This is a genomic window from Prochlorococcus sp. MIT 1314, from assembly GCF_034093315.1.
Lineage (GTDB): Bacteria > Cyanobacteriota > Cyanobacteriia > PCC-6307 > Cyanobiaceae > Prochlorococcus_A > Prochlorococcus_A marinus_Y.
In genome coordinates this window covers 1,121,782-1,136,657 of record NZ_CP139300.1, presented here as the reverse complement: position 1 = coordinate 1,136,657, position 14,876 = coordinate 1,121,782, and the positions used below count along the sequence as shown (strand labels likewise).

Annotated in this window: 12 protein-coding genes; 3 read left to right on the top strand and 9 right to left on the bottom strand. The window is 31.5% G+C overall.

Annotated features, from left to right (window positions below):
• The first annotated feature begins 42 nt into the window (after positions 1 to 42).
• Positions 43 to 897, top strand: a complete 855-nt coding sequence (gene purU, locus SOI86_RS06505; RefSeq protein WP_320681026.1) for a formyltetrahydrofolate deformylase — start codon at positions 43 to 45, stop codon at positions 895 to 897.
• A 10-nt stretch (positions 898 to 907) separates the two neighbouring features.
• On the opposite strand, the gene SOI86_RS06500 is transcribed toward purU, so the two are convergent.
• Positions 908 to 2,266 carry a ClC family H(+)/Cl(-) exchange transporter gene (locus SOI86_RS06500; protein ID WP_320681025.1) on the bottom strand — a complete coding sequence of 453 codons (1,359 nt, stop codon included), beginning with the start codon at positions 2,264 to 2,266 and terminating at the stop codon, positions 908 to 910.
• 9 nt (positions 2,267 to 2,275) lie between these two features.
• On the bottom strand, positions 2,276 to 4,849 hold the full coding sequence (gene acnB / locus SOI86_RS06495) for a bifunctional aconitate hydratase 2/2-methylisocitrate dehydratase (RefSeq protein WP_320681024.1): 2,574 nt from the start codon (positions 4,847 to 4,849) through the stop codon (positions 2,276 to 2,278).
• Positions 4,850 to 4,946: 97 nt separating this feature from the next.
• Here acnB and SOI86_RS06490 point away from each other — a divergent pair, with 97 nt between their 5' ends.
• On the top strand, positions 4,947 to 6,014 hold the full coding sequence (locus tag SOI86_RS06490) for a 3-deoxy-7-phosphoheptulonate synthase (RefSeq protein WP_320681023.1): 1,068 nt from the start codon (positions 4,947 to 4,949) through the stop codon (positions 6,012 to 6,014).
• On the opposite strand, the gene SOI86_RS06485 is transcribed toward SOI86_RS06490, so the two are convergent.
• From SOI86_RS06485 to SOI86_RS06470, 4 genes are all read right to left on the bottom strand, one after another.
• Entirely contained in the window at positions 6,007 to 6,648 is a 642-nt protein-coding gene (locus SOI86_RS06485; RefSeq protein ID WP_320681022.1) for a dolichol kinase, read from the bottom strand. The genes SOI86_RS06490 and SOI86_RS06485 overlap by 8 nt on opposite strands.
• A gap of 5 nt (positions 6,649 to 6,653) precedes the next feature.
• Positions 6,654 to 7,673 carry an RpoD/SigA family RNA polymerase sigma factor gene (locus tag SOI86_RS06480; RefSeq protein ID WP_011377332.1) on the bottom strand — a complete coding sequence of 340 codons (1,020 nt, stop codon included), beginning with the start codon at positions 7,671 to 7,673 and terminating at the stop codon, positions 6,654 to 6,656.
• A gap of 208 nt (positions 7,674 to 7,881) precedes the next feature.
• Positions 7,882 to 9,960 (bottom strand): polyphosphate kinase 1, encoded by a 2,079-nt coding sequence (ppk1, locus tag SOI86_RS06475; RefSeq protein ID WP_320681021.1) that lies wholly within the window; start codon positions 9,958 to 9,960, stop codon positions 7,882 to 7,884.
• Positions 9,960 to 11,228: an MFS transporter gene (locus tag SOI86_RS06470; protein WP_320681020.1), complete on the bottom strand. Its 1,269-nt coding sequence runs from the start codon at positions 11,226 to 11,228 to the stop codon at positions 9,960 to 9,962. The genes ppk1 and SOI86_RS06470 overlap by 1 nt, the downstream gene beginning before the upstream one ends.
• 57 nt (positions 11,229 to 11,285) lie before the next feature.
• On the opposite strand from SOI86_RS06470, the gene cobA reads away from it, so the two are divergent.
• A complete protein-coding gene (cobA, locus tag SOI86_RS06465; protein WP_320682507.1) occupies positions 11,286 to 12,089 on the top strand; it encodes a uroporphyrinogen-III C-methyltransferase in 804 nt (267 codons plus the stop codon).
• Here cobA and SOI86_RS06460 read toward each other — a convergent pair.
• From SOI86_RS06460 to queC, 3 genes are read right to left on the bottom strand one after another with little or no spacing between them, the layout of a single operon-like run.
• On the bottom strand, positions 12,062 to 12,889 hold the full coding sequence (locus tag SOI86_RS06460) for an aminotransferase class IV (protein ID WP_320681018.1): 828 nt from the start codon (positions 12,887 to 12,889) through the stop codon (positions 12,062 to 12,064). The genes cobA and SOI86_RS06460 overlap by 28 nt on opposite strands.
• Complete coding sequence (locus tag SOI86_RS06455) at positions 12,886 to 14,202, bottom strand: anthranilate synthase component I family protein (protein WP_320681017.1); 1,317 nt, start codon at positions 14,200 to 14,202, stop codon at positions 12,886 to 12,888. The genes SOI86_RS06460 and SOI86_RS06455 overlap by 4 nt, the downstream gene beginning before the upstream one ends.
• On the bottom strand, positions 14,199 to 14,873 hold the full coding sequence (queC, locus tag SOI86_RS06450) for a 7-cyano-7-deazaguanine synthase QueC (RefSeq protein WP_320681016.1): 675 nt from the start codon (positions 14,871 to 14,873) through the stop codon (positions 14,199 to 14,201). The genes SOI86_RS06455 and queC overlap by 4 nt, the downstream gene beginning before the upstream one ends.
• Positions 14,874 to 14,876: the final 3 nt, after the last annotated feature.

Below are 14,876 nucleotides of genomic sequence, written 5' to 3'. Positions count from 1 at the left end.
ATTAGAAATACTTGATTATTTGACTAAATAGTTAAAGATTTTTTGGAACATCCTTCAATTATATTAAAAATTGTTTGCCCCGATCGTCCTGGCCTTGTAAGTTTACTTACAAGTTGGATTTCAAATTACGGCGGTAACATAAAACATTCTGATCATCATACAGATCAAGACGCAGGTTTATTTCTTAGTCGAATTGAATGGAATAGTAAAAATGCATCTTTTAATAGAGACGAAATTTATAAAGAATTTGAAAAAATTTCAGATGAAGTAAATGGAAAATTTAACGTAAATTATTCTGATGAAATTCCAAATGTTGCTATTTTCGTGAGCAAACAAAATCATTGTTTGATTGATTTACTTTGGCGAGTAAGAAATGGTGAACTCAAAATGAAAGTGCCATTAATAATTTCAAATCATTCTGATCTTGAAAATATTGCAAATGACTTTAATGCAAAATTTGTACATATTGATACCTTTAATATTGATAAATCTATTGTTGAAGATCAATTTTTAAGTTTACTAAAAGAATATGCAATTGATCTTGTTGTATTAGCCAAATATATGCAAATTTTAAGTGACTCTTTTTTAAAAAAGTTTTCTTCAATAATCAATATTCATCATTCTTTCTTACCTGCATTTAAGGGCGGGCAACCATATCATCGAGCATGGAAGAGAGGTGTTAAATTAATCGGTGCTACAGCTCACTATGTTACTGAAGATCTTGATGAAGGTCCGATAATAGAGCAATGCACAGTTAATGTAAGTCATAGGGATGAAGTTGATGACTTGATTAGAAAAGGAAGAGATATTGAAAGAATAGCTCTAGCAAGAGCGGTTAGATTACACCTAAATCATCAAGTATTTGTTTATAACAAAAAAACTGCTGTTTTTGATTGAAAATAATTTTTTAGTCTTCTAATTCTATTTGTATTTGTCTTTCATAAATTGATTCTTCATTAAATGCTCTTGCTATCAAGAAGCTTGCAATGCAGCTTATTAAGACAGGCTTCATTATTAATAAATTTTTTGTTAAGGCAAAAGCTAAAAACATAGCTGTTATTGGTGTTCGCGAACATCCTGCTACGAAAGCTCCCATTCCCGCAAAAATGTATGTACTTGGTGCATGTCCTGTTGCAATTTCTACCCAGTTCCCCATTATTAGTCCTATTGCCCCTCCTAAAGTAAGCATTGGATAGAACAATCCTCCAGGAGCTCCAGATGCTGCAGCTAAACCTGTCGTGATAAATAATACTAAAACTGCTAAAAAAGCAATTCCAATACTTGTATTTTGCTCAGCTATTATTTTCTGCAATTCATCTAAATTATGAAATGTACTGGGTAAAAAAGAATAGATACTTCCTAAAATAAGCCCACAGATACTCATTTTTAAAACAAATTTATTTTTATACCACTTTTTTCCAAGATTTTGCATTAACAAAACATATCGGCTGTATAATTCTGCAAAAATCCCAATAATTATTCCTAGTAAAACGAGGTAAATAAAATCTATAGGTAAGAAAAAAACTGATGGGTCATATTCTTTTTGAATCAAAAATCCAAGGTTAAAATCAAAGCCTCCTGCTTTAGGATCTAAACCCAAGGCTTGAATAATATCAGCGGATGAATCTGCAATGAAAGTTGTAATTACTACTAATAGTAAAATTACTGGTCTAGCAGAGTTTAATAGCTCTTCTATTGCATAAACAAACCCTCCTAATGGAGCGCTAAATACTGCAGCTATTCCAGCACCACCACCTGCTGCTACTATTACTCTTCTGAAAGCTGTAGGAGCTTTGAGCCATTTGGCCATTTGCCAAGCAACTGATCCTCCCATTTGAACCGATGGACCCTCTGGACCTAAGGGGAATCCACTACCAATAGCGATAATTCCTGATATTAGCTTTACTAATCCTACTTTTAAATTCATTGGCACTTTTTTATGCCTTAAGAAACCCATGATTTGACTAACCCCTGAACCTTTTGCTGCAGGTGCAATATTTTTGATCAAATATCCCGCAATGGCTCCTCCTAAAGCTCCAAAAATTGGTAATACTGCTATAGACGGCAATTGGTCTAAAAGTGCTAATCTCCAATTGTTAATAAAATAGATTCCAGTTTTAAAAAATATGCTTGTAATTGAAGCTCCTAAACCTGTTAATAAGAGCGAAAATACAACTACGAGAGATCTTTGTTTTAATAATTTTTTGATGCTGCGAGAAGAATTATTACTGGTTTTTTGAATATTTTCTTTTATAAGATTTGGCATAATTCATGATTACTTTGACAAGCTGAAATCGCGTATTTCATCAAATTGAAGATAACGATAAAGTTCATCTGAATATGGATTAATTTTATTTTTAGTAATATCCTGATATTCTTCTTCTTTAGGTATTTTTCCAAGTAGTGCGCAAACTGCTGCTAATTCAGCACTCCCTAAAAATACTTGCGCGTTCTTGCCAAGTCTATTGTCAAAATTCCTTGTACTAGTAGAAAATACTACAGATCCTTCATCTACTCTGGCTTGATTTCCCATACATAAAGAACAGCCAGGCAACTCTAATCTTGCACCACAATCTTCAAATATTTTATAGTAGCCTTCAGATTTTAGAGTTTCTTCATCCATTTTTGTTGGTGGACAAATCCATAATTTAGATTTTAAATGTTGTACACCTTCAAGAACTTTCGCAGCTGCTCTGTAATGGCCAATATTTGTCATGCAAGAACCTATAAAAACCTCGTCAATCTTTGTATTTGCAACATCAGTGATTTCTTTTACATTATCTGGATCATTAGGGCATGCAACTATAGGTTGTGTGACTTTTGCTAAATCAATTTCAAGGATTTCTTCATACTGAGCGTTTGTATCTGGTTGAACTAATAATGGTTTTTGTAGCCAATTTTTCATATCATTTATTCTTCTAGAAATTGATTTTGAGTCTTCATAATTGCATTCAATCATTTTTTCTAGCAGGCATATATTACTTCTTACGTATTCTTGAACAGTTTCTTGGGATAAAAGTATTGTGCTACCAGCACACGAACGTTCTGCAGTAGCATCAGTCAGTTCAAAAGCTTGTTCAAGCTTTAGGTTTGGTAATCCCTCAATTTCCATAATTTTTCCGTTAAATATATTTTTCTTATTTGCTTTCTCAACAGTTAAGAGCCCTTTTTTAATTGCGAAGAGAGGAATTGCATTTACTAAATCTCTAAGAGTGATTCCTGGTAATAATTCTCCTTTAAATCTAACCAGCACAGATTCTGGCATATTTAATGGCATTGATCCTATTGCAGCGGCAAAGGCAACTATGCCCGAGCCTCCAGGAAATGAAATACCAAGAGGAAATCTTGTATGACTATCTCCACCTGTGCCTACAGTATCAGGGAGAAGCATTCTGTTAAGCCAGCTATGAATTATGCCGTCCCCAGGTTTAAGAGCTACTCCACCTCTTTGTGATATAAAATCAGGTAATTCTCTATGGGTAACTAGATCTACTGGTTTAGGATACGCAGCTGTATGACAAAAACTTTGCATAACTAAATCTGCAGTGAATCCTAAACAAGCTAATTCTTTGAGTTCATCTCTTGTCATTGGCCCAGTGGTATCTTGACTACCAACTGTGGTCATAATTGGTTCACATGTCGTTCCTGGCCTAACTCCATCTAAACCGCAAGCTTTGCCTACTATTTTTTGAGCTTGAGTAAAGCCGGCATTACTTTCGGTTGGATTTTGTGGTCGGATAAATAGTTCACTCGGTTGAAAATCTAATTTGTTTCTAATTTTGTCCGTAAGAGATCTTCCAATCATAAGATTAATTCTTCCGCCAGCTTGAATTTCATCAGTAAGAGTTGACGGAGACAAGTCGAATTTGCTTATTAATTCTTCATCATTTGAATTTTTTTTAATTTTTTTAATAATACCTTCATAAGGATATATTTTAATAACATCTCCTGTTTTCATATTAGATACATCAGCTTCTATAGGTAAAGCTCCTGAATCTTGTGCTGTATTAAAGAAAATAGGTGCTATTTTGCTAGCAATTATTATTCCACCTGTTTTTTTGTTTGGAACAAAAGCGATATCTTCGCCTATATGCCAAATTAGTGAATTAATAGCAGATTTTCTAGAACTCCCTGTTCCAACAACATCTCCAACATAAGCTATTGGTAAATTTTGTTTTTTTAAATTATCAAGAATCTTTAGTCCATCTGGTTTTTTAAATTCCAACATAGCCAATGCGTGCATCGGAATATCAGGGCGTGTTGTTGCATGTACAGCTGGAGATAAGTCGTCTGTATTCGTCTCCCCGTCAACTTTAAATACTAAACAAGTAATCTCTCTCTCTAGAACTTTTTTATTTTTGAACCATTCTGCATTTGCCCAACTATTTACAACCTCTTTTGCATAAATATTATTTTGAGATAATTCATAAATTTCATTAGCTGAGTCGTAAACGAGAATAATATTTTTTAAAACTTTTGCCGCTTTTTTAGCAAGTAAACTATCTTTGCCTTTAAGTATGTCAACTAAAGAATTGACATTATATCCGCCTATCATTGTCCCTAGTATTTCTATTGCTTTTTCGGGATTAATTGATTTGCAATATTTCTCGGAATTAACAATAGCTGTAAGCCAGCTTGCTTTTACATAAGCAGCCTCATCAACTCCTGGTGGTACTCTATTTATTAGTAAATCAAGTAAATAAGATGAATCGTAAGTACTATCTTGTTCCAATAATGTTGTAATACAATTTGTTTGCTCAGCATTTAGAGGTAAAGGAGGTATACCTTTGGCAGCTCTTTCAGCTACGTGATCTGCATAATCTTTTAGCAATGTTTCCAAATTCTTCATTAGTAAAGTTTAATGCCTAATCTATTGTTATTTTTAATATTGAAAAGGAGAGTATTCATAAATGCTTTTTTAAATATTCAAACTTCTTAATTAATCAATGACGACATCATCAAATAATTCAGCTTTAGAAAAGACATCTGATTTACATGTTGTTGAAACACGCCCATTAATACCTCCAAGCAGATTACATAATGATATACCTTTAGATCAAGCCTCTGCTAATACAGTATCTAAAACAAGAAGATCGATACAAAATATTTTGCATAATAATAATCAGAAGCTTTTAGTCATTGTTGGTCCATGTTCAATTCATGATCTAGAGGCGGCAAAGGAATATTCAAAATATATTCAAAACTTTCGAGAAATTTATAAAGATAAATTAGAAATAATTATGAGAGTATATTTCGAGAAGCCAAGAACAACTATTGGTTGGAAGGGATTGATAAATGATCCTCATCTAGATGATTCTTATGATATTAATACTGGTTTAAGAAGTGCAAGAAGTTTGCTTTCATATCTAGCAACTCGAGGCATACCTTCTGCTACAGAATTACTAGATCCAATTGTTCCTCAATATATTGCCGATTTAATAAGTTGGACAGCCATAGGTGCGCGGACTACTGAAAGTCAAACTCATCGGGAAATGGCATCAGGATTATCAATGCCTATAGGCTTTAAAAATGGAACGGATGGTTCTTTTACCACTGCAATAAATGCAATGCAGTCAGCTTCAAAATCGCATCATTTCTTAGGTGTAAATGAAAATGGAATGGCTTCTATTGTAAACACTACAGGAAATCCAGATGGACATATAGTCTTAAGGGGCGGTTCAAAAGGTCCAAATTTTGAGAGTGATCACGTTAAAAGAATTTCAGATGAATTGAGGCAAAGTAATCTTCCCCATAAAGTGATGATTGATTGTAGTCATGGAAATTCCAATAAAGACTTCCGAAAACAGTCGGAAGTGCTAAAAAATATAGCTTCTCAAATAACTAATGGCGAAAAAAATATTTTAGGAGTTATGCTTGAAAGTCATTTAAAGGAAGGGAATCAAAAGCTTTTAAAAAAAGAGGATCTCCAGTTTGGCAGAAGCATTACAGATGCATGCATAGATATAGAAACAACAAAAGAATTGCTCGCAATTTTATACAATTCAGTTAGTTAGTTATAAAAAAATTAAAAAATAATGCTGAAGCAATTGGAACAATGAAATTATCTATTCCTAAAACACTAAATTGTTCGAGCAAAGTCGCAAAAAAAGCTATTGTAAAATAATTTAAATTTAAACTATTTTGTTGGGAGTATCCTATTGAGCAAACTACTATTAAGCTTGTAACAAACATTGCCATAGTGCCAAATAAAGATTTTTTTTGTTTAAAAAAAATCCAACTCTTTGAATTAAAGCTTTTTCCTATTAACCCAGCCAATCCATCACCAAATGTCATTATAAAAAATCCAGTAATTAATGCATATGGATCTTTATCCCAGAAAAGATAAATCAAAATAAATAAACTAAGGCAATAAAATAATGTTCCAAAACTCTTTCTCTCAATGTCTTCAATTGTTGGAAATACTTTATAGGTGTAATTGATGAAAACCATTAACGTAACAATTCCTGTAAAAATAAGAGCTGAATTTTGATCAATTTTTAAAAATTGTGCAATTGGAATTAATGGTCCTATTCCAATATGTATTATTTTTCTGACGATTTCTCTGCTATTTTCATTATATTTTTTAAAAAGTATTGATATTAAAAAAATTGAAAATAAATATAATAAAATTACAGTAAATTTTATCAATTTGATTAAGCTGCTTTTTGATGAGTTGTCATTACTCTAAGTTTTAATATTGCTTTAGCTTCTAGTTGCCTTACTCTTTCTCGTGAAACATTAATTTGTCTTCCTATTTCTGCGAGTGTTAATGGTTCTTCACCATCTAGCCCAAATCTGAGCTTCATGATTTTTTGTTCTCTTTCATTTAACTGAGAAAGCCAAGTCCCTAAATGCTCTTTTTGAATAGTTCTATCCATACCCTCCATAGGCTCTTCACAGTTTGGATCAGGTATGAGTTCACCTAGAGTACTTCTGTCTTCTTCGCCTCTTGCATGAGCATCTAGGGATGCGCAAGGAGCACTTTGCGAAATTAAATCTTCTAAATCTTTTTGATCAATTCCCATTTCAGTTGCCATTTCCAATCTGGTAGGCTGTCTACCAAATTTATGTGACAATTCTCTAGAGACTCTTCTCATTTTGGATAGTTTTTCACTTATGTGAATAGGCAAACGAATTGTCCTTGCACTGTTATCAATAGCTCTTGTCATGCCTTGTCTAATCCACCAGTAAGCATAAGTTGAGAATTTATATCCCATAGCAGGATCAAATTTATCTACAGCTCTTTCAAGTCCAATGGCGCCTTCCTGGACAAGGTCCAATAATTCAAGCCCTTGGTTTTGGTATTTTTTTGCAACGGAGACAACTAGTCTTAGATTAGCTGCCATCATTCTATCTCTGGCTCTTTTGCCAATTTTAATTTGATAAAGATTTCGTTGCGTTCTATCAGTTTCAGGAATTTGTAGCAACTTTTTCATGTTCTGAACATGATGTGCTAACTCTATTTCTTCTGCTGGAGTCAAAAGAGGAACTCTACCAATGCTACTTAAGTAATAGCCAATAGAATCTGAAGCAAGTCTTCCAGATTTTTTTTGGCTTTGTTTTGCAGTTAGACTGGATTTCGATTTGCGAGACTTGCCCGCAGTGTTTGGTAATCTTGGCTCATCAAAATTATTATCTGAAGAGCTCTTTGCAGATTCCAGAGGGATCCCCATCACCCTGGCCTCCTAAATAATGGATTTTTTAAAAAACTAGCACTGAAATTGAAATAAAAACTACTTTTACGTTGAAACTTTAAAGACAAAAAAATCTTTTTTTGTCTCAATTTCTTTAAACCTATTGATATCAAAGGCTTTTATAAAAATTAAAAAAAATTTAAAATATTAAGTATTTTTTTAAATGTTATAAAAATCAATATTGTTTTTAATGTTCTATGAGATCAATTTGTGAACGATTATTCGCCGAATCTAATGCATGTTTTGTATAAGAACCATCTTCTTTCATTATCCAAGAAAAGTAATCATCTTTAATATATGTTTGCAAAAGAGTTTTGAGTTGAGACTTTAATTCAGAATCTTCTATTGGAGTAATAGCCTCTATCCTTCTATCAAGGTTTCTTCTCATCCAATCTGCACTCCCAATAAAAACTTCATTATCATCGTTATTACAAAACCAAAAAATTCTTGAATGTTCTAGAAAATGCCCAATAATGCTTTTTACTTTAATATTTTCGCTTAAATTTTTTCTTTGGGGGTATAAGCAACAAATACCTCTTACGATAAGACTAATTTGTACACCTGAGTCAGAAGCTAAATAAAGAAGGTTAATTATTTCTGGGTCCACTAGAGAATTCATTTTTGCAATTATTTCAGCTTTTTTACCTTCCTCTGCATTTTTAATTTCTCTCTTTATGAGAAATATAAACTTCTCTCTCATCGATGAGGGAGAAACTAATAATTTTTGATAACTTTTTTGTTTAGAAAAACCTGATAAGTAATTAAATAACTCAAGTAAATCTGATGCAATTTCAGGATCTGTCGAAAGTAATCCTAAATCTGTATAAAACCTTGAAGTATTAGAGTTATAATTTCCAGTTCCAATATGAAAATAATTTCTTAATCTTCCTTTTTCTTTTCTAACTATTAAAGCTATTTTTGTATGTGTTTTAAATCCTATGATTCCATAGACAACATGAATTCCAGCTTGTTCAAGTTGTTTTGCCCATTGAATATTATTGTCTTCATCAAATCTTGCTTTTAGTTCAACAAGTGTCATTACTTCTTTCCCGTTTTCTGCAGCTCTCATTAAGGCTGCGATGATAGGAGAATCTTTGGAAACTCGATATAAAGTAATTTTTATAGCCATTACAAGTGGATCATCAGCTGCTCTGTTTATAAATTCTTCCACTGAAGTTTTAAATAAGTCGTAGGGATGATGAAGCAGAATATTTTTTTTCCTAAGTATCTTAAAAATAGAATTGCGACTTTTATTTGAAGACAAATCTAAATTCTTTAATTGTGGGTGAGTTTTCCCAATTAGCAGATTTTCTTTTAAATCATCTCTATTAATTTTTGTCAGCTGATTTAAATCGTCCAGGCCCAATAAACTTTTGCAAAAGTATATATATTCTTCATGTATTGAGATACTTCCAATAAGTAATTTTAAAATATTTTCTGGCATATTCGATTCAACTTCTAATCTAACGACCTCTCCACCTAATCTTCTTTTTTGCAAACTTTGTTCAACTGCTAAAAGAAGATCATCAGCTTCAAGTTCTTTTAATTCTAAATCTGCATCTCTTGTCACTCTAAAAAAAGAGTAATTTATACATTCCATTCCGTTGAATAAAGTATTTATATTATTTCCAATTAAATCTTCAACACTTATGAAAACGTGAGAACTTTCATCACTATCTTGAATAATTTCATTTGGAATTTGTATAAATCGATTTATATTTTTTGTTGGTATTTTCACTCTGACAAACTGTTTTTTAGAATCTTGCCCATCCTTTATTAAAGCGGCTAAGTTTAGACTTAAATTACTTATAAATGGGAATGGATGTGCTGGATCAACAACTAATGGAGTTAATAAAGGGAAAATAGATGAAGTAAAGAAGTTATTACACCAATTTCTTTGATTTTCATTTAGATTCTCATATTTTTTTAAAATTACACCTCGTTTTTTTAATTCATCATTTAATTCATTATTTAGATAGTTTTCTTGAAGAGTAGTTAATTTTTTTACTTCTTTGTTGATTTTTGTTAATTGCTCTTGAGGGGTGAGTCCATCAATACTTTTTTTAGTAATTCCTGCTTCAACTTGAGCCTTTAATGAAGCTACCCTTACCATAAAAAATTCATCAAGATTATTGCTAAAAATTGAACAAAATTTTACTTTATCTAGGATTTTGTACTCCTTTTCCATACCAGTTAGGAGTACTCTTTTATTGAATTCAATCCAACTTAATTCTCTATTAATAAAAACATCAGCCTGGTTTTTCATTAAAATACTTTTGATTTTTGATTGTTAAAAGAATTATTATTTTTACCCTCTGCAATAAGGTATATCATGAAAATTAAGATAACGGAACCAGCTATAAAAGGTGATTTAGGACCAAAACTATCATAAACCCTCCCAGCCATTGCAATTCCTAGAACCCCTCCAAGACTCTGTAGCCCCTGAAGGTTACTTAGGATTGATCCTTGTTTATCAACGTCTAATTTCTTGGAAATTAGTGCTCTTAAGGTAGGTGTAATTAACCCTGCCCCAACTGCTAAAAATGAAACAGCTGAATAAATATTTATTGTTGCATTTTCTTCTGGAGCAGTTATTAAAAGTGAACATGCTACAAGAATGAAGCCTGATCCGATAAGTGTTAATCTCATTTCGCCAAATTGCTTTACGAGAGGCCCAATAAGTCCTCCTTGAACGATGATTGCAATTATTCCTACTACAACAAGAGTTCCACTTGATGCTTTGGTCGTCCAGTTTAAAGATTCTTGAAGGAAAAATATTAGGATATTGGTCAATCCAGTAAAAGCAATAAAGTAAATAAAAAAAGCTAATGATAATTTTTTAATCTTCTCTTCTTTGAAAACTGTAAAAAGTTCTTTTAAGCGGTTTTTAAAAATAGTTTTTGATTTATTTGAGTCACTATTAGGTTTTGTTTCTGGTAAGTAAAAAAATACAAGGAGGAAATTTATTATTGGAATTATTGAGGCTATCAAAACTGGAATAATAAAATTATTATTTGTATTTTTTGCAAAAATTACAACAAAAATATTACCTAAGAAAAAACTTAAACCAAAAGCTACACCAATAAGACCAAATGTTTTTGCTCGTTTTTCAGGGCTTGAAATATCTGCAAGAATAGTTGTTGCAGTAGCGGCAGTTCCCCCACTTAAACCGTCAATTAGTCTCGCTAAAAATAATAAAAATAACGGGATAGAGGCTATTGAATTTGACCAATTAAAAAGAACTGTAAAAGATAATATTGATATTCCTATTACTGAACCAGTAATACAAAAAAGAGTGACAGGTCTTCTTCCATATCTATCACTCATAAGACCTATAAAAGGAGAAGCTGTAAATTGAGCTAATTGGTAAGTGCATGATAATAAGCCGTATGTACTCGCTTTAGAGTCAAAAAGTAAAACAAAAGAGGGTAAAATGGGTAAAAGTATGCTTTCACTTAAGCGATCATTTAGAAGAGTGATAAAAGCACTAAGGAGAGTAAATTTTTTATTTGGTTTCAATAAACTTTCTTTCACAATATTTACCTTCATTGCGATTAACTTCTACTACCATACTTGTTAATGGAGATTAATGTGTCTGGCATTGTTTATTTAGTTGGAGCAGGTCCTGGTGACCCTGAGCTTTTAACTCTAAAAGCTTTACGTTTAATAAAAACTTGTGATGTATTAGTCCATGATGCTTTAATCCCAGATGAAATTATAAAAGAGGCAGGAAAAAATAAAGAAATTTTTCATGTTGGCAAAAGGGCTGGGAAGTGTTCTGTACCTCAAGTTGAAACTAATACTCTTATTTTAAAATTGGCTAAAGAAGGTAAAAATGTTGTAAGGCTTAAAGGGGGAGATCCATTTGTCTTTTCTAGGGGTGGTGAAGAAGTATCGTTTTTAGAAAAAAATGGAGTTTCGGTTGAAATCGTTCCTGGCATTACTTCTGGGATAGCTGCCCCTACATATTTTGGTATTCCACTAACCCATAGAGATGCTGCGAGTTCCGTAACTTTCGTTACTGGACATGAGCGTGTAGATAAGGAAAAAAAGACAGTTAATTGGAGAGATTTAGCTAAATCATCAGATAGCTTAGTAATTTTTATGGGTATAAAAAATATTGAATTTATTGTGGAAGAATTAATTCTAGGTGGTTTAGATAAGAATACAAAATGCGCTGTTATTCAAGAAGCTACTTTAAAAAATCAAAAATGTTTGATAGAGAAATTAGATAATCTTCCAGATAAAATCAAAGATAAAGAATTTTTAGCTCCATCAATTATCATTATTGGAAAAATTGTTGAATTGAAGGTTAATAACAATATAACTAAAGTATCTGATGCCTATTTACCAGATATTAATAAAGTTCAATTATATAATAAATCCCAGAAGTAAATTGGATCGAATTTAGGGTTAAGCTTTAAATCATTAACTTGATTAATTTGTCTGCAAGATAAGCTATTAATTGCGACTATTATGTCATCATTTTGAAATTCTGGAGGAATTAATTCTTCTTTTACAATTTTTAATTTTAAGGCTTTAGAAACCATAATCCCCTCTAAACAGCCGCTCTCTTTTCTAGGAGTTATCCATTGATTATTTCTTTTAATTAGAAGATTAAATGTACTTCCACAACAAAGTTCACCTGACGTATTCAAAAGGATAGAATCATCAAATGATTTCCCATTAGCTTCTGTCAAAACTTGTATTGCCTGATTATATGAAAATGTTTTGCATTTACTTATAAGACTGAATTCATTTATTTTTTCCGTTTGACTAATGCAAACGCTTATCGGATTAAAATTTGGTTTGATTCTATAGAACTCAAGCCATAAATTATCCAAATCTTTTGTCTCTGAAGTGCTATCAATTGTTAGTGCTCGACCTTCATTAGTTCCTCGACTATAGTTTATTCTTACTGAAGCAAATTGATCATTTTTAAGCGATAACTTGCTTATTCCATCGTGAATAAGTTGTCTCAAAGTTAATTTATTTATTTTGAGATTAATATTTAAAATCTTGCTACTTTTTTCTAACCTTTTCAGATGTTCATCAAAAAGAATAGGTTTGTTTTCTTTGATCAAAATGGTTTCAAATATACCATCAGCAAATTTTAATCCTCTATTATTAGCAGCAATAAATATTCTATCAATATCCAACCATTGATCCTTGTGCCAGGCTAATGTTTCAATCATTTTAGTGAATCAATTAATGGTAAAAGTTTCCACTTTAGTTCATTAGTTTCCTCTTCAGGGTTTGAGTCAATAACTATTCCGCAACCAGCATATATATTGATTTTTTTGTCTTTAATTAAAAATGATCTTATTAGTATATTGCTGTCAAACTCTCCATTCCAGTCAAGCTTCAAAAATGAGCCACAGTATGGTCCGCGTTCACATTCTTCTAGTTCAAAAAGTCTCTGGCATGATCTTAATTTAGGTGCTCCAGTTATAGAGCCCCCAGGCCAACAAGCTTTTAGTAAATCAATCCAGTTCTTGTCTTTTTTTAATTTGCCTCTGATTACTGAAGTTAGATGATGAACTTTTAAGAAACTTTCAAGTTTTAATATTTCTGGGACCATAATACTTCCTGTTTCGCAAACTTTACTTAAATCATTTCTTATTAGGTCAACAATCATAATATTTTCGGCTCTATCTTTTTCGTTCGTTATTAAATCGATAGCATTAAGTGCGTCTTGATTTAAATCCTTATCTCTGGATCTAGTTCCTTTGATAGGTCTTGATTCTACAAAATTTTTATTATCTATTTTTATAAATCTTTCTGGCGATGTAGATAATACAGCCTCTTTATAATGATCATTATTTATTATTATTCCTCCAAAGGGAGCTTTTAATTTCCTTCTTATTTTCAAATAAATATCTAGAGGATTATAGTTTTTGGAAGATTCAATTTCGCATTTAGTTGTTAGGTTTGCTTGAAATATATCCCCTAGGGAAATTAATTTTTTCAATTTTAGAATATTTTTCTGAAATTTTTCAGCCATTTCGTCCAAATTTATTTTTGAAAAATCAAAATTCAAATTTGTTTTAATAATATTTTCTTCTTCAATATTTTTTATATTGTTGATTATGTTTTTATAATTCATCAGTTCAGATGAGTTTGTGCCTTCGATAATTATTTCTTTTTTTATTAGATTACATTTAATGATTGGATCATATGATGCAATCCATAAAGTTGCCATATTAGATTTTCGCCATGGGTTTTTGGGCTCTATGTAAACTCCAGCTTCATAACTTAACCATCCGATCCAAAATCCTTTTTTAATATTTTTTAAATTGTTAAATGGATTATTAGTTTTGTCTAAGTTATTGATATCTCTTGATTGGATTATTTTTTTAGGTTTAATTCCTATTATTGACCATTCCCCATTTTCTTTGCCATCACTGTCTAGCCAAGCTAATCCTTTATCTCCGAATTTTTTTGTTAGATGATGTGTAATCAGTGCTGGATCCATCCATTTTTCTAGAATTATTTTTTTTATTTTCATTTTTTATTATTGTTATTAAGCCATTTTTCATAAGCAGCATTTCTAATTCTGCAGCTATCACACTTACCGCATGGTTTTGAATTACCCGAATAACAACTCCATGTTTTATCTAGAGGGACATGATTATCAAAAGCTAATTTAATAATTTCCTCTTTATTTAAATTTAATAGTGGTGTCCAAAGTTTTATTGGATTATTTTCTCTTCCTCTTTTATTGGCTAAATCTGCTAATTCTTGAAATTTTTTTATGTAGTCAGGTCTGCAATCTGGATAACCAGAATAATCTAGTGCATTAACTCCTAATCCTATAAAATCAGCATCTATTGCTTCGGCATAACTTAGTGCAACGGAAATAAATATAGTATTTCTCCCAGGAACATAAGTATTAGGAATTTTATTAGTTTGTACTCCTTGTATCGGAATATTTTTTTGAGTATCAGTTAATGACGAGCCTCCCCATAAAGATAAGTCAAGCTTAATGATTTTAAATTCTTCGATATCAAAGTGTTTTGCAATTATCGATGCAGAATTTAATTCTTTTTTATGACGTTGACCGTAGTCAAATGAAAGGCCAAAAATTTTAGCTTCTGATTTTTTTGCGATACTAGTAACTGTAGAAGAATCTAAACCTCCAGATAATAAAACTACGATCGATTTATTTTTAAGAGTCATATG

Excerpts from the sequence above, each read along its gene's own strand:
- ppk1 (WP_320681021.1), bottom strand. The coding sequence starts at position 9,960 with ATGAAAAACCAGGCTGATGTTTTTATTAATAGAGAATTAAGTTGGATT.
- acnB (WP_320681024.1), bottom strand. The coding sequence starts at position 4,849 with ATGAAGAATTTGGAAACATTGCTAAAAGATTATGCAGATCACGTAGCT.
- queC (WP_320681016.1), bottom strand. The coding sequence starts at position 14,873 with ATGACTCTTAAAAATAAATCGATCGTAGTTTTATTATCTGGAGGTTTA.
- SOI86_RS06500 (WP_320681025.1), bottom strand. The coding sequence starts at position 2,266 with ATGCCAAATCTTATAAAAGAAAATATTCAAAAAACCAGTAATAATTCT.
- SOI86_RS06455 (WP_320681017.1), bottom strand. The coding sequence starts at position 14,202 with ATGAAAATAAAAAAAATAATTCTAGAAAAATGGATGGATCCAGCACTG.
- SOI86_RS06480 (WP_011377332.1), bottom strand. The coding sequence starts at position 7,673 with ATGGGGATCCCTCTGGAATCTGCAAAGAGCTCTTCAGATAATAATTTT.
- SOI86_RS06490 (WP_320681023.1), top strand. The coding sequence starts at position 4,947 with ATGACGACATCATCAAATAATTCAGCTTTAGAAAAGACATCTGATTTA.
- SOI86_RS06460 (WP_320681018.1), bottom strand. The coding sequence starts at position 12,889 with ATGATTGAAACATTAGCCTGGCACAAGGATCAATGGTTGGATATTGAT.